The 20,935-nt window shown below is 33.9% G+C and carries 11 protein-coding genes; 7 read left to right on the forward strand and 4 right to left on the reverse strand.

Features of this window, described 5'->3' with window-relative positions:
- Positions 1-142 precede the first annotated feature (142 nt).
- Positions 143-1,186 (reverse strand): FecR family protein, encoded by a 1,044-nt coding sequence (locus EDB96_RS08860; RefSeq protein ID WP_134140223.1) that lies wholly within the window; start codon positions 1,184-1,186, stop codon positions 143-145.
- 222 nt (positions 1,187-1,408) lie between these two features.
- Positions 1,409-1,996 (reverse strand): RNA polymerase sigma factor, encoded by a 588-nt coding sequence (locus tag EDB96_RS08865; protein ID WP_134140225.1) that lies wholly within the window; start codon positions 1,994-1,996, stop codon positions 1,409-1,411.
- A gap of 341 nt (positions 1,997-2,337) precedes the next feature.
- Here EDB96_RS08865 and EDB96_RS08870 point away from each other — a divergent pair, with 341 nt between their 5' ends.
- The 3 genes from EDB96_RS08870 to EDB96_RS08880 all read left to right on the forward strand — a co-directional run bounded on the left by EDB96_RS08870 (position 2,338) and on the right by EDB96_RS08880 (position 6,437).
- Entirely contained in the window at positions 2,338-3,723 is a 1,386-nt protein-coding gene (locus EDB96_RS08870; RefSeq protein ID WP_317126461.1) for a M28 family peptidase, read from the forward strand.
- A gap of 323 nt (positions 3,724-4,046) precedes the next feature.
- A complete protein-coding gene (locus EDB96_RS08875; protein WP_166669285.1) occupies positions 4,047-5,384 on the forward strand; it encodes a sensor histidine kinase in 1,338 nt (445 codons plus the stop codon).
- A 63-nt stretch (positions 5,385-5,447) separates the two neighbouring features.
- Entirely contained in the window at positions 5,448-6,437 is a 990-nt protein-coding gene (locus EDB96_RS08880; RefSeq protein ID WP_134140228.1) for a hydrogen peroxide-inducible genes activator, read from the forward strand.
- Positions 6,438-6,494: 57 nt separating this feature from the next.
- On the opposite strand, the gene EDB96_RS08885 is transcribed toward EDB96_RS08880, so the two are convergent.
- Both EDB96_RS08885 and EDB96_RS08890 read right to left on the reverse strand, forming a co-directional pair.
- Entirely contained in the window at positions 6,495-6,914 is a 420-nt protein-coding gene (locus tag EDB96_RS08885) for an OsmC family protein (protein WP_057116387.1), read from the reverse strand.
- 210 nt (positions 6,915-7,124) lie between these two features.
- Positions 7,125-9,713 carry a glycoside hydrolase family 3 C-terminal domain-containing protein gene (locus EDB96_RS08890; protein WP_243839318.1) on the reverse strand — a complete coding sequence of 863 codons (2,589 nt, stop codon included), beginning with the start codon at positions 9,711-9,713 and terminating at the stop codon, positions 7,125-7,127.
- Positions 9,714-10,041: 328 nt separating this feature from the next.
- On the opposite strand from EDB96_RS08890, the gene EDB96_RS08895 reads away from it, so the two are divergent.
- The 4 genes from EDB96_RS08895 (at position 10,042) to EDB96_RS08910 (ending at position 20,934) form a co-directional block, all read left to right on the forward strand.
- Entirely contained in the window at positions 10,042-14,352 is a 4,311-nt protein-coding gene (locus EDB96_RS08895; protein ID WP_134140232.1) for a hybrid sensor histidine kinase/response regulator transcription factor, read from the forward strand.
- A gap of 525 nt (positions 14,353-14,877) precedes the next feature.
- Positions 14,878-15,633, forward strand: coding sequence for a hypothetical protein (locus EDB96_RS08900; RefSeq protein WP_166669286.1), 756 nt, complete (start codon positions 14,878-14,880; stop codon positions 15,631-15,633).
- Positions 15,634-15,795: 162 nt separating this feature from the next.
- Entirely contained in the window at positions 15,796-19,017 is a 3,222-nt protein-coding gene (locus tag EDB96_RS08905; protein ID WP_134140235.1) for a SusC/RagA family TonB-linked outer membrane protein, read from the forward strand.
- 24 nt (positions 19,018-19,041) lie between these two features.
- Positions 19,042-20,934 (forward strand): RagB/SusD family nutrient uptake outer membrane protein, encoded by a 1,893-nt coding sequence (locus tag EDB96_RS08910; protein WP_134140236.1) that lies wholly within the window; start codon positions 19,042-19,044, stop codon positions 20,932-20,934.
- The last annotated feature ends 1 nt before the right edge of the window (position 20,935 follow it).

The raw sequence follows: 20,935 nt of genomic DNA on the forward strand, positions 1-20,935 counted from the left end.
CTTTACTCTTTACTCTTTACTCTTTACTCTTTACTCTTTACTCTTTACTCTTTACTCTTTACTCTTTACTCTTTACTCTTTACTCTTTACTCTTTACTCTTTATTCTTTACTCTTTATTCTTTATTCTTTATTCTTTATTCTTTACTCACACCCTTTGCCATCTAAAATAACAGCGCCGGCTTTGTCGTAATGATATTCTGTTTCTAGAACACTTGAGATTACTTTTAAAACATGATCCAAATCTTCTTCATTTAAGAAACTCGCGGTTATTCTGCAGTTTTTAATTTTTTCATTCTGTATTAAAATCTGAACTTTATATTTCTGAGAAATTAATGCAGCAGCTTCAGTCATATTAATATCATCCAGAATCAAGTAATTACTTTTCCACTCCGTTACAACAGCAGCGTTGATATTATTCTGCTCAAAATTCAAAGTGTTTTTGTTGACTTTAATCTGCTGGTTCGGAGTAATCACACCATAGACTTTTTGAGTGTCTCCAACCTGAACTTTACCACGGGTAACGGTAACTTCGATATTGTTTGAAGAATTTTTGGCATTGATATTAAAAGCAGTACCTAAAACTCTAGTCTGTACCTTACCCGTATGTACAATGAAAGGTTTTTCTTCGTTGCGTTTAATGTCAAAAAAAGCTTCTCCCGTCAGTGTTACTTCGCGAGTTTTGCTGTTAAAGGAATTTTGATCGTATTTTAAACTACTGTTGTCATTTAAAAGAACCGTACTGCCATCAGGAAGGTGTACCAACTGTTTACCGCTGAAATCAATTAAAGTGTTTTCTGCTATAACTTCTGGTTGAACAGCTGGGGCAGGAAGAGAATTATTTTTTGTAAAAAAGAATGAATTTCCAACAGCTATCAAAGCAATAATACTAGCAGCCGCAAATACAAATTTCAAAACTGTTCTTCTGTTTCTTTTCTTAGGATTTAAATCTAAAACTTTAGGTTCGTTTTGCGGTTTAGATAAAATGTAGTTTAGAATATCATCTCCCTGCTTTTTATCCATTACTTCAGTAACGTAATCGTTTTTCAGCATATCATGAAGTTTTTCTTTTAGAAAATCATCATGGGTTCCCTGCTGAATTATTTCCATCATTTGCTGCTGTTCTGCATCAGATAGATTATTCTGCAGGTAGCCTTCAAATAACTCTTCGAATTTTTTTTGCTGCATTGTTTAGTAAATTAAATTAGTACTTGTTTGTAAATGATAGATTGGGTTATCTTTTTTTTTTTTTTTCAGCCCTTCTGATTTTAGGGATAAGACATCTCTAATGTTGTCTCTTTATAATAAAGACCATTTAAAAAAGGGAGGGGAGTAGTGAAATGTAAAAAAAAAGTAAAAAAAAGGTAAAATAATAGCCAATAAGGCTTTTTTGAGAGAAAAAACTTTAATCTATAATTTAAAAAATAGAAGAAACGTCATGAACATATTCATGTACGGAGAAATTTTAAGACGTATAAATTTTAGAGCCTGCGCCATATGTTTTTTTACAGTCTCAGTCGAAATGCCTAAACTTTCACCAATTTTTTGATGACTCAAACCTTCCAATTTAGCCATTTTATAAACTTTCTGCTGCTGCGGAGGAAGCTGTTCCACAATCTGGTTTAAAATTATATTGTACTGCTCGTCTTTAATTGAGGTATCTGTATCTATAAAGCCGGTCTCTTTTAAATTAATTTCTGATGCTAAAGTAGCTTCTCTTGCAATTTTCTTAATGGAATTGAACAAATGATTGCGCGAGATGATATAAAGATAATTTTCAAAATGGTCTATTTCAGACAAAGTTTCACGATTCTGCCAGATCTTCAAGAAGATATCCTGAACAGCTTCTTCTGATAAAATTTTTGATTTAGTAATTCTAAAAGCAGTAGAGTAAACATTATTTTTATACTGATTGTATACATTTGTAAAAGCAAGCTCACTTCCTTGAGATAATTCAAGAAGAAGTTTTTTTTCGTCAATATTTGAATTTTGAGCCATGCTTTAGGTAAGAATCAATTCAGCAATATTATTTATTTTTTTTCAAATAAAGATTATATATCAAGAATATGCATTCAAAAATGTTGTTTTACGATTTTATTGAATAAAATAATAAATTATTGTAAAAATAAACATCTCTATTTTGCATAAGATTCATTGCAAGTTATTTTAGTGTTTAAATTATTGTAGGTTAAGTCTTGTTTTAATTGAGGATTAAACAAAATGTAATAAAAAAAGTATTTTTTATTGAAGGATATTTATAAAAAGTATAGATTTGTTTTTTTTCAGACCCTTCTTTTTTTGCAAGAAAATTATTTTAATTCTTTAATTTGATTTTAATTATGAAAAAGAAGTTATTTATATTACTTAGTTTATACTGCAATGTGATTTTTTCGCAAGCAGTAAAAAAGCCTTTAGTTTCTGCAATTACGGTAAAAGATCTTAAAACGGATATGTACCAAATGGCAGGAGACCACTTTAATGGGCGCGAAGCCGGTACTTTAGACGAGTTGAAAGTATCTGTTTGGCTGGCAGAAAAAGCAAAACAAGCTGGAATGTCTCCTGCAGGAGACGATGGTACTTTTTTCCAGTTTTTTGATTTGTACAGGCATCAGGTTACAAACTACACCAAATTTAAGATTGGTCAAAAAGAATTCAAATTGTGGAGTGAGGTTTTAATTGCCGAAACCACAACCAATAAAGTTGAAGCTCCCTTACTTTATTTAGGAAAAATTTCACCAGAAGAAATTAAAAAAGTAGATGTAAAAGGAAAAGCTGTTGTTTTGCTTGCATCGAAAGACGGGATTTCTGAAGACATTTCTCTTTTTGAAAGACGCTATCCAGGATTTGTTAAGCAGAAGTATTATGAAGATCTTGCTTATAGAGGCGCTGCAGCTCTTATCATTATTGCAGATGAATTTGGAGAAAAATGCTGGTCTCAAGTGGAGCCGCAGATGAAAAGAGGTGTTTATGGTATCGAAGGTTATCGCGACAAAATGCCTGTGCCCTCTAGAATGCCTGCTTTTTGGTTGCATAATGATCAAATTGATTTTCTAAAAAACACGAAAGAGAATTTATCAGCCGAAGTCATTTCTGAAACTTATAAATATCCTTCAGTAAATGTTGTTGGAAAAATCGAAGGCACAGATCCACAATTAAAAAATGAATATGTTCTTTTTAGCGGACATCAAGATCACGACGGTGTGCGTCAAAAATATGGACAAGATTCAATCTACAATGGAGCAGATGATAACGCAAGTACTTGTGTCGCCATGCTTGCCATTGCGAGAGCTTATAAAAAACAACCAGCTAAGAGGTCTGCATTATTTGTCTTTCATGGTTCAGAAGAACGCGGATTATTAGGTTCTAGCTGGTATGCTTCGCATCCTACAGTGCCTCAAAAAGATATAATCGCAGTTTTAAACGGAGATATGATAGGAAGAAACGATATTAATCAAGCGGCATTATTGGGTTCAAGTGATCCTCATCAAAATTCTCCTGACCTGGTTAATATCGCTAAGAAAGCAAACGAAGAAGGTCCTAAATTCGAGCTTGATAAACTTTGGGACAGACCTGAACATCCTGAATTCTTTTATTTTAGGTCGGATCATCTTCCTTACGCTCAAAAAGGAATACCAGCTGTTTTTTTACCAGCGTACTCCACAGTCAATACCATACACCAATGGATGAGTCTGAAAATATTGATTTCGCCAAACTTCATAAAATGACAGATTGGATATACCGCACCGGCTGGATATTGTCTAATAACCCTGATAGACCTAAACTCATAGTAAACAAAAAGACAAAAGAATAATTCTTAGTATATAATTTTGAAATTATACAGCTCTGTATTCAATAATGTTGGAAGATCATTTAAAGTAAATTTAGATGATCTTTTCATTTTATCATTAGTCGCCAAGATTAGTAATTTTTATACCTAACAGTCGATAAGTATTGATTATACTGTGATTTTGTATATTTGCGGTCAGTTTTTAATATACATAACTCAATAATGTTCAAATTTTTACCTCTAGATCCAAAAACGGTTTTTATGCTCTATTTTTGGGGAAACTTATTTATTTGTATTCTTATTTTTAGTTATGCCTTTTCGTATGCTACAGCAGAGAATAAGAAAAAATTAAAAACATTTGGATATGGAAAAATATTACTGACTATTGGCTGGGTATTTATTTTTTTAAGAAACGTAGCTCCAGATTTTATCTCGATAAACCTTGCCAATACTACCATTCTTGCAGGCGCTTGTTATGAAACGATCGCAATAATGTCTATGATTAAAACCAAATTTTCAAGACGTTATCATTTGCAAATTGGTATTACAGTTGTGACAATGTTGGTTTTTAATATTTCAACGTTTTTAGAAAGTACGATGAATACTCGTATTTTAATTATGTCCCTCGGAATATTTGCCATTTATCTGCCGCCAACAATTAGTTATTTTAAAGAAAAAAAGAATAATTTATTCCGTATTTTTTACCTGCTTTGTTATGTTTCTTTTGAAATTTTAATCTTTTTGCGAGCGGTTTACAGCTATATAAATCCACAGAAAAATTTTTTCAGACCAAGTATTTTTGACAGTTTGTATAGTATCGGCTTATTTTTATTAACCCTCATTGGTACGGTTGGATTTTTATTATTAGTAAAAGAAAAACAAGATCTTAGAATACAGAAACTTCTAAGAGATAAAAACTTATTCTTTTCTATTATTGCACACGATCTAAAAGGTCCATTGGGATCGTCGGTTGCATTATCAGAAGTAATGTCGGAGGAAATTGACACGTACAGCCGTGAAGAAATTAAAGAGATTACCGAATTGCTGCACGAATCAAACAAAAATATTTACAAGTTGCTTGAAAACCTTTTGGATTGGTCTAGGGTACAAACTGGAATGATGGAATACAATCCTAAAAAAGTGATCTTAAATAAATTGATTGAAGAAAACATCGGACTTAATAAAAACGCTGCATTAAATAAAAACATTGACATTAAGTTTGAATCAACTGAAATTATTGAAGCTGATCTGGATAAAGATATGATTGATACCGTTTTGCGAAACTTGCTGACCAATGCAATTAAATTTACAGATCATCATGGTGAAATTATAATCAGGATGCAAAAGTCCAATCAAAAAGTTGAAGTTTCAATTAAGGATAATGGTATAGGAATTCCAGACAACATAAAAGAAAAACTGTTTAAAATCAATGAGAAAGTAATCCAAAAAGGAACAGAAAATGAAATCGGAAACGGACTTGGATTATTACTTTGCAGTGAATTTGTAAAAAAACATAATGGCGAAATTTGGGCTGAAAGTAAACTCGGAAAAGGAAGTACTTTTAAATTTATCTTACCATTAAAAAGACAAAATCACTAGAAATCTCCTGTTTTATAAGCAGAACTGGTTTTTTACTTATCTTTATAAAATAAATTTATAATCATGACCATACAACAATTAAAATATATTGTAGCATTAGACGAAGAAAGACATTTTGCGAGAGCTGCTGAAGTATGCATGGTTACACAGCCAGGTCTTACAATTCAATTAAAAAATCTGGAAGAAGAAATAGGCATCAAAATTTTTGATCGTAATAAAGTACCCTTAACGCCTACAATACTAGGAGTAGAAATTATAAACCGAGCCAAAAAAATACTACGTGAAGCCGACGAAATACGTGATTTTGTAGTAAACGAAAAAAACTTATTAGAGGGAGAAGTTAAAATAGGAGTAATTACAACATTATCTCCATATCTGATTCCGTTGTTTATTAAGGCAATGAAAGAAGCGACTCCAAAAGTGCATTTTATTATAAAAGAAGCCAATACAGGGCAGTTAATGAAAGATCTGGAAACTGGTGCCTTAGATGTGGCTTTAATGGCAACACCAACAGGAAACCCAAATTTAATTGAACATCCAGTATTTAAGGAACCCTTTGTAGCTTATCTGAATAAACTTCATCCGATGATTAAAGATGAATTTTATGAAATGCAGCCAGGAGATAAAACAGAGTTATTGCTGCTTCATAGTGAGTTTTGCTACAATGCGCAACTGCTCGATATATGCGGTATAAAATCACCAGGAAAAATAAAAGAACAGTTTACTTACGATATTAGTTCGATCGAAACTTTAAAAAATCTGGTTCATGCACAATTGGGTTTTGCCATTATTCCAGAGCTTTCTATTCTTAACGAAAAAGATTTGGGACTTTTTAAACCTTTTAAAGAACCAAAACCAGTACGAGAAATAAGTTTAGTAGTTTCAGATTCCTTTTCAAAGAAATTACTGCTGGAAAAAATGAACGAAGCGATCTGGAATTGTCTTCCAGAATCATTAAAAAAAGACTTCGCTTACCGTAAAATAAGATGGAACGATTCTCCTTATTTTGTGAAATCAGTAAGTGATTTTATAATGCAAAGTAAAAAAGCCTGACCGTAAAGTCAGGCTTTTTTTAAGTATTATTCTTAGTAAGCTTCTATTTTAATTTGCTTATGCATTTAGTGTTACTGCTAAAGTAATTTCAGTATTTAATAATTTAGATATCGGGCAAATTTCTTTTGCTTTTTGAGCTGCTTTTTGAAAATCTTCTTCTGAAATTCCAGGAACTTTACCATTAAGTATTAATTGTATTAAAGTTATACTTCCATCTTCAAAAGTCACTTTAGCTTCTGTACTTAAATCTTCTGGAACAAATCCGGCTTCAGAAAGCAAAAAGCTTAACTGCATAGTAAAACAACCAGAATGTGCCGCTGCGATTAATTCTTCAGGATTCGTTCCCACGCCTTGATCGAAACGAGTTTTAAAAGACAGCTGGGCATTATCTAAAGTAGTACTTTGTGTACTTATAGTTCCTGTTCCTTCCATTCCTGTACCTTTCCAATTTGCGTTTGCTCTTCTTGTAAATTTCATGTTTTCTATTTTTTAAAAGTTATTTTTTGATTTCAAATCAGTTGTTTGATTTTGATGAGACAAATTTATGGCGGTCTGTGTTATTAATCAAATTAATAATTTTTAGTACTTATAAAAATAATTTATAATAATGTTTTTTTCAATTTTATTTTAAACAACAAAGCCTTTAAACGTAGTTGTTTAAAGGCTTTGTTGTATTAAATTTTAATACTATTTATCCAGTAATAATTCTTTTCCTGTAATATTTATTCGGCCAGTTTGAATATCGCTCGAACCATCTGGCTGTTTTCCTCCAATTGAGATCGTAAACCATCCTGGTTCTACAACACGTTGTTTTTTCTTATTGATTAAAGATAATTGTCTCGAATTAATTGTAAAACTAACTGTTTTTGTTTCTCCTTTTTTAAGATGAATTCGCTCAAAACCTTCTAACTGACATATTGGTCTCGGAGTAGAGGCTTTTTCATCTTTTATATACAATTCAACAACTTCATCTCCATCGCGGTCACCAATATTGGTTACATCAACCGATACTTTTAAGTCTGTTTCTGCACTTGCATTTGCAGGAATTTGTAAATTGCTGTACTTGAATTTAGTATAACTCAAACCAAATCCAAAAGGATAAAGAGGATCTTTTGTAAAATAGCGGTACGTACGGCCTTTCATGTCATAATTTTCGAAATCTGGCAGCTGGTCTACAGATTTATAGTACGTAACAGGTAATCTGCCGGCTGGATTATAATCACCAAAAAGTACATCTGCAATTGCGTTACCGCCTTGCTGTCCTGGATATCCGGCTGTTAAAATAGCTGGAACATTATCATTTGCCCAATTTATAGAAAGCGCACTTCCGTTTATTAAAACTAAAATAACAGGTTTTCCAGTTGCTTTTATTGCTTTCATCAATTCTTCCTGATTTGCTGGTAAGTTAAGGCTGGTACGGTCTCCGCCTTCAAAACCATCCGCTTCCACTTTCATTTCTTCACCTTCCAAACGTTCATTTAATCCCAATACCAAAACCACAGCATCCGCTTGATTGGCAGTTTGAACCGCTTTTTCTAATGCATTTTCTTGTGGTTCTGCCCATAAAAGTTGCGCTATTGCATCGCCATAGAAATTTTGATATTTCACTTCAATCTTATATTTTTTTCCAGCTTCTAATGTAATTTTCTGTGGACGAATTCTCGGGTGATGATTGTTTTTACCGCCAGTAGTTTTCCCCGTTTCAATATCTATGGTCATAAAAGGTTTTGACCAGTCAGAAATATTGTAAATTCCTGTTTTTGGAACCGTTATATAACCAGACCATTTTACACTATAATTTCCCATTTTCATACGCGGATCAGGTGTGTTAATGTCCCAATGAAAATCTATATTGTCATCATTACGAACAAAAAGTGGTTTTCCCTGCCATTCAGTGTTATCAAAATATTCTCCTGTTAAGCCTTGAGTTCCATTTTCATTTTGAAAGTAAATAGACGGAATAACATTCATTTCAGGAACACCTTTCGCAAGGTCTGTTCCCTTTGCATACAATACCTTTGCACTAGGTTCAATTTTGTTTTGAATCCCCTTAAGCACAGTAATTGGATTGCTCGGAACACCGCTGTAATTTCCCCATAGTGACTGTATATCATTTGCGTTTGGTCCAATTACAGCAATTGTTTTGATGTCTTTAGAAAGTGGTAATGTATTATTTTGATTTTTTAAAAGAACAATACTTTTTTGAGAAGCTGTACGAGCAAGCCAGTCATTTGCAGAATTATTATTTACGGAGTATGGAATTTGAGCATAAGGAACAATTTCATCAGGATCAAACATTCCTAATTTAAAACGAGCGGTAAACAAACGTTTTATGGCAGTATCAATATCAGCTTCTGTCAGCAATTTTCGGTCAAGCGCTTCTTTTAATGATTTGTAACTGCTGCCACATTCTAAATCTAAACCTTCTTTTACTGCTAGAGCCGAAGCTGAAGCCGCATCATTGGTTATTTTATGATATTTCCAAATATCAGTTACAGCACCGCAATCGGAAACGATATAACCTTTAAATCCCCAATCATTTCTAAGGATATTGAATAAAAACGGACTTGCACTGCACGATTCACCTCTAAATCGGTTGTAAGCTCCCATTACAGAATAAACATGACCGTCTTTTACAAGAGTACGAAAAGCGGGAAGATACGTTTCATAAAGGTCAATATCACTCACATCGACATTAAATTGATGACGAGATGGTTCTGGACCAGAATGAACAGCAAAATGTTTGGCAGTAGCAATTACTTTAAAGTATTTTTTATCAGTACCTTGAAGTCCGTTAACGTAATTAAGTCCGAGCTGGCTGGTTAAAAAGGGATCTTCTCCATAAGTTTCATGTCCGCGTCCCCAGCGCGGGTCACGAAAGATGTTAATATTAGGGGACCAAAAAGTCAATCCCTGATAAATGCCATGCTGTCCTCGTCTTAAATATTCATGATGTTTGGCGCGCGCTTCATCAGAAATAGCACTCGCAACATCAAAAATTAACTGTCTGTCCCAAGATGAGGCAATAGAAATAGATTGCGGAAAAACCGTAGCATATCCCGCACGCGCAACACCGTGCAGGGATTCGTTCCACCAATTGTATTCTGGCACGCCCAGACGATCAATAGCAGGAGCGGAATCCATTAACTGATTTATTTTTTCATCGATTGTCATTCGGGAGACCAAATCGTCAACGCGTTGTTCAATAGGTAAATTTGGATTTTTAAATGCAGCGTTTTCTTGTGCAAAAGTGTTTAATGCAAGGAAGTTTAGCATAAACACAAGTTTGTATACTTTTTTCATTGAATTGTGTGAGTGGTTTTGGGTTTATATAGTTAATAGGTTTTTTTTTATTGAAATTGCGTAGAATGTTTATCAAAATTGAAGATACAAAATTATAGGATTACATTTTTTAGCTGAGTACTAATTGCTATTTCACACGTGCTGTAAAGCTTAAGCATCATTTTTTATGAATTTGCCTCAATTGGTAAAAGAGTAAAAATAACTATTTAATAGAGGGCATTTTGCTAATTACAGTTCGTATTTTAGGTTAGGAAAGTAATTTTGATATTTTTGTGACTTCCGCCAAAAACTAAATTTAAGTATGCTGAAACATAAAACCATTGTCTTATTTTTTTGTTTGATAAGTGCATTTTGTACTGCTCAGCCAACAGGCCTTCTTACTCATTTTTCAAATGATGGTAAGTTAAGCCAATCAAGAGTTTTAGGAATTCAGCAAGATGAGAAAGGATTTATTTGGCTGGCAACTTTCAATGGACTGATTCGTTATGATGGAAATACTTTTAGAAAATTCAAAGTAGAACAAAGTGTGCCTTTAAATATAAAGTCTAATCGTGTCTCTAAATTTAAGTTCGATAATAATGAAAGAGTATGGATTCAATCTGAGAAAAATGATGTCTATTATTTTGATGCAAGAGAACTAAAATTTCACAATCCTACAGAAGGAGATTCTGCTAATCATACTTTTGACCATTTTAAAATTATGCCTTCTGGAAGGACCTGGCTTTTTCCTGAAAGTAGAAACTACATGATCGTTTTTGAAACTAACAAACAGGTTAGACGAGTTAATTTTGATGTGGATAAGCATTTCGGAAAAATTAGAGATGTTTTTGAAGATAAGTTAGGAACGACTTGGTTTTTAACAGATGCAGGTATTTGCAGGTTAAATAAGTCTGCTAAAATACCGGAGTATTTCTTTTCGAATATGGCAGGACAAGCTGGAAAGTCTAATTCATTTAATATTGCTGAAGAAACAAAGGAAGATCTTTGGTTTGGCGGTGATAAAGGAAAATTTATACGATACAATAAAAAATCAAGTACTTTCTTTGATTTGAATTTAGGAATCAAAGATGATATTCTATTATTGGATATTGTCGAAGACAGTAAGGTGTTGATAGTTACAAAAAGTAACGGCTTTTGTTTGTATGATATTAAAGCAGGTAAACTCGATACTTATAATGCTAAAACACTGCAAGGACTGCCTAATGAAAATATCAATTTTTTAGGATTAACGCATTCAAGATATTTTTGGTTTGATACTCCATCAGCAGTATTTCAGTTTGATTTACTTACCCGAAAATTAAAACAATTAGAAGTCGATTCAAGCAATCCCGCTACAACAGCCGGTAAGCAAAAAAGTTTTCTGTTAACCTCGCCAAACGGAACAGTCTGGATTCAGTCCAATAAAGGAGCTTTTGCTTATTGGGACGAAAAACAGAATAAGTTACGTTCTGTATTACGATGTATTAAGGAATCAAAAGAAACTGTATCAGATGTTATGCATACCGCAATGTTTGATAAATTAGGAAATCTTTGGTTTTGTTCTTATAAGCAGGGATTGGACTTAATTACATTTAATAACAGTAATTTTTTGTCATTAAACTTAAGGACATCCGCAGATAACAAAAAGAAAAATGTCCGCAGTCTGATGGAAGACAATAAGAAGAATCTTTGGGTAGCAAGCCGCGGTGAAAATATTGAATTGTTTGATTCGCAAAAAAGAAAGATCGGTTTCTTGGGTTCTGACGGAACATTTTCACAAAACAGTCCAGGCTGGGGCGCAGATATTTACAGTATGATGCAGGACTCTAAAGGCAGAATATGGATTGGAACACGCGGAAATGGCGTTTTCTGTCTTACTCCCAAGCAGTCCTCTTTTAGTTTTGCAGTACAACACTATAAATATGATGAAAAGGATAAATATAGTATTAGTTCAGATGATATTTATAAAGTTTTTCAAGCAACAAACGGCCAAATTTATTTCGCTACTTGGGGAGGCGGAATTAATTTAGTTCGAGAATCAAACAACCGAATCAGTTTTGTGAGTTATAGAAACGAACTAAAAAACTATCCAATTGGCGGAGCAGATAAAGTTCGTTCAATCGTTGAAACCAAAGAGCTCAAAATCTTTTTTGTATCGTCTTACAAATTATTTTCTTTTTCAGAAGGCAGTAAATCCCAATTGAAAATTAAAGAACATTTTCAGGCTTCTGGAAATGATATTCTGGATGTAATTGTTACTTCTGATAATCGTTTGGCATTGGCTACAAACGGAAAAGGACTGATTCTGATTGATATAGATAAGCAGAATAACGTAAAGGTTAAAACATTTTGGAGCGAAAATTTTGGTTTTCCACTAGAAGGTGTTGTCGGAATGCAGGAGGACAAATTTGGAAAAATATGGCTCATGGGTGATAATCAGATAGTTCGTTTTGATCCTAAAAATAATAGCTGCGAAACATTTCCGGAGTTAAAGTCTATTATTGGAACCGAAATATTCTCAGAAGCAACAAAATGCAGATTATCAAGCGGCGAAATTGTTTCAGGTTATTCAGATGGAGTTATCTATTTTAAACCAGAGGCAATTAAATCGTCTACGTTTAAACCTTATCTGGCAATATCTGGATTTTTAGTAAACAATAAAGAATTGTACGAAGTAAATCCTGAGACACCCAAAAATCCTGATTTATTAAAGGAAGTCACGCTGCAGCACGATCAGAATTTTTTCAGGGTTCAGTTTTCTGCATTAGATTATATCAAAAATGAAAACATTGTTTATCGCTACAAATTAGAAGGAATTGATAAAGAATGGAATTACATTAAAGCAGGACAATCTATTAATTATACCAATCTGGGGAGAGGAAGTTATACACTTTTAGTTTCCTCTACAAATGGGCACAATTTATGGCTGGACAATGATAGACAGATTAAAATTACAATAAGACCTTCAATTTGGGGAACCAACTTGGCGTATTTCTGTTATTTATTATTGGGAATTGGTTTGTTTTTATTAATTCGAAGAGCGGTTTTAACAATTTTAAAACTGCGTAATGATGTAAGGGTTGAAAAAGAAGTAAGTGAATTAAAATTGAATTTCTTTACTGATATTTCACATGAAATTCGCACGCCTCTCACCATGATTACTGCTCCTTTAGAAGTAATGCTTTCAGATGATCAAATAGATAATTCGGTTAAATCACAGCTTCGTGTTATCGAAAAATACAGTACTAAGCTGCTCAATCTTGTCAATCAGATTTTAGACTTGAGAAGAATGCAGGATAGAAAATTAGAAGTTCGTGAAATAGATCTAGGGCAATTTGTGTCTGAAGTTTGTGAAGGTTTTGCAGAAACCAGTATTCAGCGTAACATAAAATTAAAAGTAAGTATTAGTGAAACCAAACCGCATATATGGGCAGATCCAGATAGTCTTGATAAAATTTTAGTCAATCTGCTTTCGAATGCTTTTAAATACTGCAAAAAAGGAAATTCGATTGAAGTAAAAGTAGAAGAATCTGAAAAAAAGGTTTCTTTAAAAGTGAGCGATAATGGTCCGGGAATCAATTCGGTAGTTCAAAAAAAGTTATTTGTCCGTTTTTCAAATTACAATGAAAATCCTTTTAATCCAAGTACCGGAATAGGTCTTTCAATCGTAAAAGATTCTGTTGAAAAACATGGTGCAGAAATTTCACTTGAAACAACACTGGGTAAAGGAAGCAGTTTTGAAATTTCTTTTCAAAAAGGATACAGCCATTTTTCTAATGCGGTAGATATAGTGTTTGAAGAAACAGATGAACATTTGGCTGAGGATGAATTAACAGCAGAAGAACATCTTGAAACAGAAATAAGAGAAAAACCTATTGGTTTGGTGGTTGAAGATGATCATGAATTGAGAAAGTTTATTGTTTCAATTTTAGAAAGTGATTACAACATTTATATAGCAGAAAACGGAGAAGAAGGACATTTAAAAGCGGCAGAATTATCTCCAGATTTTATAATCAGCGATATTATGATGCCTGAATTAGACGGGATAGAAATGCTTAAAATTATCCGAAACAACTTTGCAATCAGTCATGTTCCGGTGATTTTACTTAGTGCAAAAACAGCAATTGAAAGTAAATTGCAAGGAATGGAATACGGTGCAGATGATTATATTACAAAACCTTTTAATGTAAGTTTTTTAAAAGCAAGAGTAAAAAATGTTTTAGAACAGCGTATTCGTCTGCAGCAGTTGTATTCTACAGGAAGAATTGCTGAAATAGAAGTGGAGAAACCATTGCAGATTTCCAATAGAGATAATAAATTTATGCTTCAAGTAATTGAATTGGTGAAAGAAAACATTTCTAAATCTGATTTTTCTGTTGATGAATTAGGGAAATTAATGTGCATGTCACGCGCTAGTTTTTTTAATAAACTTAAAAGTATTACAGGTGTTTCTCCAGTTGTTTTTATTCGAGATATGCGACTGAATGAAGCTGCAGAGCTTCTTAAAAATGAAGATCTGCTGATTAAAGAAATTTGTTTTGAAGTTGGTTTTAATGATTTAAAATACTTCGGAAAATGTTTTAGAGCAAAATACAATTATACTCCTGTAGAATATCGTAAACAATTCCGTTAGATATAAATAACTTTTTACAGATTTAATGCAAAGTGAAACGTTTTTGTGGCACAAATAAAATCTATGTTTCTCTGTATTAAAAAATCCCATTCATACCTCAATGCTAATTTGTATTGAGGTTTTTTTATGAATTTGCTACTGCGATTTGCAATTACATTAATGCTCAAAGTTTGTTGTGAAGTGATTTAGAATATTGATTATATGTGTTTGAGATATGTTTTTTTATTTGTGAATATTTTTTTACATAATATAAAAAATAATAAAGTTAATTATCAAATAGTCAGTTTTTGAGACGTAAATAGCGATTTAACCCTTTCTGAAAAGCAATATTTACCCCAATTTGAGATTAGCTATATCTAGTTTTGCTTCATAATCTTAACGGATTTTTAACTAACTAATCTTAAAACCAAAATTATGAACCAAACTAACACTCACACCAAATTTTCGCCACCAACGAAAAAAGTCAGCCGCAGCTGTAGAAGAAACGAAAAGGCAAATATTCTTCATTTTTAAATTTATATGGATATGAAAATGATGAAAAACCTAATACTTGGAGTGGGTTTATTTTTCGTGCTGACTTCCTGCTCTAATGATGATTTTAAATATGAAAGTTCTACAGTCAAATCATTAGATTTTCAATTAAATGGTGAGCCGTGGAATTTGAATGTCGGAATCTCAACCAGACCTTTATTTGTCTATAAAGACAATGGAGATTATTTTGCTAATTACAGTTTGCTTTATCGTTTTTCATTAGACAATGGAAAATACAAATTTGTAGCATCCGATTATCCAGATCAAATGATTCCTTCTCCAACCAATTTAAATGATTTGGTTGTGCCTCAGCCTGCATTGGCAAACCAGCATGTCAACTTATCAGATGCCATGCCGTATGCATCTCCTTTTGAAGAACCGCTTACCTTGAACATTATTACGAGGACAGGAATACTGCGTTTAAAATCATTGGACATTACGGCAGACAAAAGTTATTCGACAATTAAAACAACAGTTTCTATAAAACGAAGCGGTTATAAAGTTTCTGACGGAACTTTTGTAAAAGAAGACATGTTTGTTACCAGAAGTAAGGCAACTGCCAGCGGCGGAATCAATTATACAGACGATTTTATTTTATTTCAAACGGGCGAAGAAGCTAACAATGTTCGTGTTAAAATAGAGTGTTTAGATCAGAACATGCAGGTTGTAAAAACAAAAGAATTACAAGCAGCATTTCCTATTGAAGCCAATAAGGTCACGAATGCAGATTTCTTTTTAAATGAGCTTTAATACATCTGCGGATACACTCGCAATACTTTAATAAAATAAAATCAGCAGTCCTTAACAGATTTACACTTATACTACATGATCCTATCATCGTGGAAACATTCTGCATATAAGTATAAAATCTAATGACTTCGCTTTTAAAACAAATAAAAAAATAGTCTAGTTATGAAGATAAAAAAATATATCTGGAGCATTTTAGCCGTGTTACTTTTAACATGCAGCGCGTATGCTCAGAAGCGTGTAACCGTGACGGGTACAGTAAGGGATAATATGGGGCTGATTCCCGGCGCAACGATTATAGTAAAAAATGAAAATACAAATACAGTAACCGATTTTGATGGTAAATTCAGCATTGCTGTGACAGACCCAGAAACAGCCGTTTTGATTGTCAAATTTATTGGTTTGACAGATGAAACTGTAGCGTTAAAAGGACGCACATCTGGCATTACTGTTCAAATGAAAGAATCTAGCAGTGAGCTGAACGAAGTCGTAATTATTGGTTATGGTACGCAAAAGCGTAAAAACTTAACAGGAGCAATTTCGAGTATTAAAGGTACAGAATTAGCAAAAGTACCAACAGCTTCGGTAGCTGAAGCTTTGGTAGGAAGACTGCCGGGTGTGCAGGTTACAACTGCCGATGGTTCTCCAGGATCTGAAGTTATGATTAGAGTTCGCGGCGGCGGATCTATTACAGAAGATAATTCACCCCTAATCTTGGTTGACGGATTTGAAGTTGCCAACTTAAATGATATTCCGCCAACAGATATCGAATCTGTAGAAGTTTTAAAAGATGCTGCATCAACAGCTGTTTATGGAGCGAGAGGTGCCAACGGAGTAATTTTGGTTACTACAAAAGTCCCAAAGGCAGGAAAAGTTTCGGTAAACATTCATAATTATACACAAATAAAAACGCTTGCCAATCACCTTGATGTAATGGATCCGTATGAGTTCGTAATGATGCAGTATGAATACGAACGTCAGCGTAACTCAAATCCAACTGGATTTTATAACAATTACGGACGTGCCAATGAATTATACATTTATAAAGGCAACAAAGGAACAGACTGGCAGGACGAAATATTTGGAAGTAACCCAATTACCAGATATACCGATATAAACGTTAACGGAGGAAGTGAAAAAACGAAATTCAAATTCACATTTGTCAATCAAGAGCAGCCGGGAGCATTGATAGGAACTGGTATGCGCCAAAACTATCTTTATTTAATCTTGAATTCAAAATTAACAGACAATCTTACTTTCGAATATCAAACCCGTTTAACAAATCAAACTATAGACGGTTCTGGAACAGAAGGTGTTAGTTTGCTTCGAGCTTTACGCGAAGCCCCAACAGCAGGCTTAGAGGACTATATGACTTTACCAGACGACAATACTTATTTTGATCCAGAAGATTATGAAATACGTGCGCGTTTCAACCCAATAGAAGAATCAGAAAAGAATTACCGTGAAAGAACTACACGAACTTTTAATACTACCGGAGCATTAACCTGGACTATCAAAAAAGGTTTAACACTGCGTTCTTCATTTGGTTACGAATACAAATACAGTGAAGATGGTCGTTTCTGGGGTACAGATACTGGTACAGCCAATGCCAATAACAATCTGCCTGTTGTATATTGGTCCATGACGCAGTCACCGAGATGGCAGTTGAACAATGTTTTAAACTACGGATTCAAATTAAAGGAAAAACACGATTTTCAACTAATGGTTGGGCAGGAAATTAAAGATCAGGAAAGTTCTGCAAAATTTTACCGCACACGTTATTTTCCAGAAGAAATCTCAGGTTCAAAAGCTTTAGATAATCTGGCATTAGGAACTCCTTTTGATAATGGTTCAATCGCAGGTTCTCCAAATAGAATTTCTTCCTTTTTCGGACGTGTAAATTACGGATTCGACGAAAGATATCTTTTTACGTTTACTGTTCGTACGGATGGTTCTACAAAGTTTGGACCTGATAATAGATGGGGAGTATTTCCTGCGGGAGCTTTTGCCTGGAGAGTTTCAAACGAAAGTTTCTTAAAAGACAGCAAGGTAGTTTCCAACTTAAAAGCTCGTGTTAGCTATGGAGCATCTGGAAATGACAGAATCAGCGGCGATTTATATGCGAAATATTACGGCGTATCTAGAGACCGTTCTGTAGGATGGGGAGAAGAAAATCATTATTACTATAATTTTTATAATGACAAATACTTAAACAATCCAAATGTAAAATGGGAGACAACTTATACCGCCAACTTAGGTCTTGATTTCGGTTTCTTTAACGAACGCCTTACAGGTAGTCTTGATTTTTATCACAATAAAGTAAAAGATTTATTAGTGCCGTCAGATATTGCTTCGGTATCTGGTTTTACAAAAATGATGACAAATGTCGGGCAGACTTCTAACAAAGGAATTGAGTTTGCAATTACAGGAAATGTTATCAGAAAAAAAGATTTTCAGCTTGATTTAACTTTTAATATCGGGCACAACAAAAACAAAATTGATAAGCTTTCAAGTGGAGAACAAGAGTGGATTCTTAGTTCTGGCTGGGCAGGAACACAATTATTAAATGATGACGATTACCGTGCTTATGTTGGCGGTACAAAAGGTTTAATTTTTGGTTTTGAAAATGATGGCTTCTACACAATGGATGATTTCGAATCTTTTGATTCAGTTACAAGAACATGGAAATTGAAAGACGGTGTAGCAAACTCAAAAAATCTTTCGGGAGATCCGCGTCCTGGAAATGCTAAATTCAAAAAACTTACAGCTGTTGATCCGTCAGATCCAAATACCTATGTAATTGGAGATAAAGACAGAAAAGTTATTGGAGATACTAATCCTAATTTCTCAGGAGGATTTGGTTTAAATGCAGTTTGGAAAAACTTTGATTTATCTGCATTCTTCAATTTCATGTCAGGTTTTGATGTGTATAATGCCAACAAAATCATGATGACTTCATGGTATCAAAACACACAAAATAATTTAGGGATGGAAGTTGGTTTGAATAACCGCTGGAGAAATTTTGATGACATGGGTAACGATCTTCGCTATTCACCAGAAATGCTGGCGAAACAAAACGAAAATGCTACAATGTGGAATCCGACGAGTATCGGACGTCCTATTGCAATGTCTTATGCCGTTGAAGATGGTTCGTTTCTTCGATTAAATAATCTGAGTATCGGATATACAATTCCAAAGCAAAACAGCAGTAAAGTAGGATTCAGCAGAATCAGACTTTATGTAACTGGAAGTAACTTATTTGTTTGGACAAATTATTCTGGGTATGATCCTGAAGTAAATCTGGAAACAGGCCTAACACCAAATATTGATTACAATGCCTATCCAAGAACTCGTAACTACGCTTTTGGAGTGCAGCTGTCATTTTAATTAAACGAATTAAATCACAAAAAGATGAAAAAGATATTATTAAGTTTTCTGTTAATTTTTGCGCTGACTTTTACAGCCTGCGAAGATTATCTAGATGTACAGCCTGCAACAGGTTTTACTCAGGCAGAAGTTTTCAAATCAGAAAAAGACATACAATCTGCAGTTGCCGGCGTGTACACGCTTATGCTTACCGATGATGCTTATTCAAATCGTCTGGCCTTTGTTTTTAATATGAATACCGATGTCGAAATGTCGGGAGTTACAACCAATACAGTAAACGGAAACGGGTCGGATATTGCCTGTTTTGATCCAAAACCATATTGGACGACCTTAAATTCGACATGGAGTGCGATGTATAAAATTATCAATACAGCAAATGATGTAATTGAAGGAATTGAAAGTTCAGACTTGTACAAAACAGATCCTAAAACGCAGCCGTCAAATATTATGCATATGTATGGTGAAGTAAAAACACTTCGCGCAATGGTTTATTTAGACATGATTCGTATTTGGGGAGATGTTGTTTTTAGAACAAAATCCTCAACTGGAGACGAAAATTTTGCCGTAGGAGTTACCGATAGAAATACAATTCTTGAGTTTTTAATCGACGATTTAAAATCGGTTGAACCTTTAATGAAAAATGCAAGTGAATTAGATTATGGGGTAGAACGCGCATCGAGAAGTTTCAATCAAAGTTTAATTGGTTTGCTGGCGCTTACAAGAGGAGGGTGGACACTTCGCCCTGACGAAAACAATCCTGCAAGTATTGGGCACATGGAAAGAGGTAAAAATTACGAGCAGTATTATGACATTGCTATCCAATATTTGGATAAAGTAATCCAGGGAAGACAGCACGATTTAAAATTGAGTTTCAGAGATTTTTGGGTAAAACAAAATAATTGGGAAACCCCAGTTAATGACGATGTGATATTTTCGCTGCCAATGCTAAAAAACTCATCAGGAGAATATGGCTATTTTGTGGGAGTTCCAATTATTGAAGGAAATCATCCATACGGAAGCGCATCAGGAAATTTAAGTTTATGCGGAGAATATCTTTATTCATTTGATAATAAAGATTTAAGAAGAGATATTACATGTGCACCATTATCATACGATCAAAACCTGAATCAGGTAATCCGTTTGGATTTAGCACGTTTAGCAGTAGGAAAATGGTCGAAATTATTTATGACAGATCCATTAGGAAGCACCAGCACAAAAGGAACAGGTATAAACTACGCCTGGATGCGATTTGCGGATGTATTATTAATGTATGCCGAAGCCGTAAACGAACGTTTTGGTCCGCGCGAAGATGCCAAAGAATGTTTGAGAAGAGTGCGACGCAGAGCTTTTTCACAGTCTAACTGGCCAGATAAAGTAGATAATTATGTACAAGCTAAATCATCTCCAGAGTTGTTTTTTAAAGCCATTATGGATGAGCGTAAATGGGAATTTGGAGGAGAGAGCAAACGTAAATTCGATTTAGCACGCTGGAATAAATTCAGCGAAGTTATTTACAATCAATATTATAAACTGCTTAACTGGGGGCGCGTAGCAAATGGAGCTTATGTGCCTGGAATAGACCAAGTTCCAGGAAGTATTTATTATAAAAACATTCCAGATCCTGCAAACTCAGGCAGAACCATTTTAGATATTAAAGGTATTGATGAAATATTACAAGCGCGTCCAGCTGGTTATACAGAACTTCCGTTTGCGATAAGCTGGTATTCATTAAACAATGATACTGCAAGTTATGAACCTAGAAATGATATTAAATGGAGTTTTAGAGGTTTTATCAATTACAACAATGCTTCATCTGTATCTCCAAATGATCCATTACGTTATTTATGTCCTTATCCTTCCAAGGTAATTACAGATCATCGAGGAGCCATTCAAAATTTTTATGGTTTTAATTTTTAAT

Source organism: Flavobacterium sp. S87F.05.LMB.W.Kidney.N (assembly GCF_004366435.1).
Lineage (GTDB): Bacteria > Bacteroidota > Bacteroidia > Flavobacteriales > Flavobacteriaceae > Flavobacterium.

What these genes read in the sequence shown, in the direction of transcription:
- EDB96_RS08860 (WP_134140223.1), bottom strand. Translation starts at nt 1,186, where the DNA reads ATGCAGCAAAAAAAATTCGAAGAGTTATTTGAAGGCTACCTGCAGAAT.
- EDB96_RS08865 (WP_134140225.1), bottom strand. Translation starts at nt 1,996, where the DNA reads ATGGCTCAAAATTCAAATATTGACGAAAAAAAACTTCTTCTTGAATTA.
- EDB96_RS08870 (WP_317126461.1), top strand. Translation starts at nt 2,338, where the DNA reads ATGAAAAAGAAGTTATTTATATTACTTAGTTTATACTGCAATGTGATT.
- EDB96_RS08875 (WP_166669285.1), top strand. Translation starts at nt 4,047, where the DNA reads ATGCTCTATTTTTGGGGAAACTTATTTATTTGTATTCTTATTTTTAGT.
- EDB96_RS08880 (WP_134140228.1), top strand. Translation starts at nt 5,448, where the DNA reads ATGACCATACAACAATTAAAATATATTGTAGCATTAGACGAAGAAAGA.
- EDB96_RS08885 (WP_057116387.1), bottom strand. Translation starts at nt 6,914, where the DNA reads ATGAAATTTACAAGAAGAGCAAACGCAAATTGGAAAGGTACAGGAATG.
- EDB96_RS08890 (WP_243839318.1), bottom strand. Translation starts at nt 9,713, where the DNA reads ATGCTAAACTTCCTTGCATTAAACACTTTTGCACAAGAAAACGCTGCA.
- EDB96_RS08895 (WP_134140232.1), top strand. Translation starts at nt 10,042, where the DNA reads ATGCTGAAACATAAAACCATTGTCTTATTTTTTTGTTTGATAAGTGCA.
- EDB96_RS08900 (WP_166669286.1), top strand. Translation starts at nt 14,878, where the DNA reads ATGAAAATGATGAAAAACCTAATACTTGGAGTGGGTTTATTTTTCGTG.
- EDB96_RS08905 (WP_134140235.1), top strand. Translation starts at nt 15,796, where the DNA reads ATGAAGATAAAAAAATATATCTGGAGCATTTTAGCCGTGTTACTTTTA.
- EDB96_RS08910 (WP_134140236.1), top strand. Translation starts at nt 19,042, where the DNA reads ATGAAAAAGATATTATTAAGTTTTCTGTTAATTTTTGCGCTGACTTTT.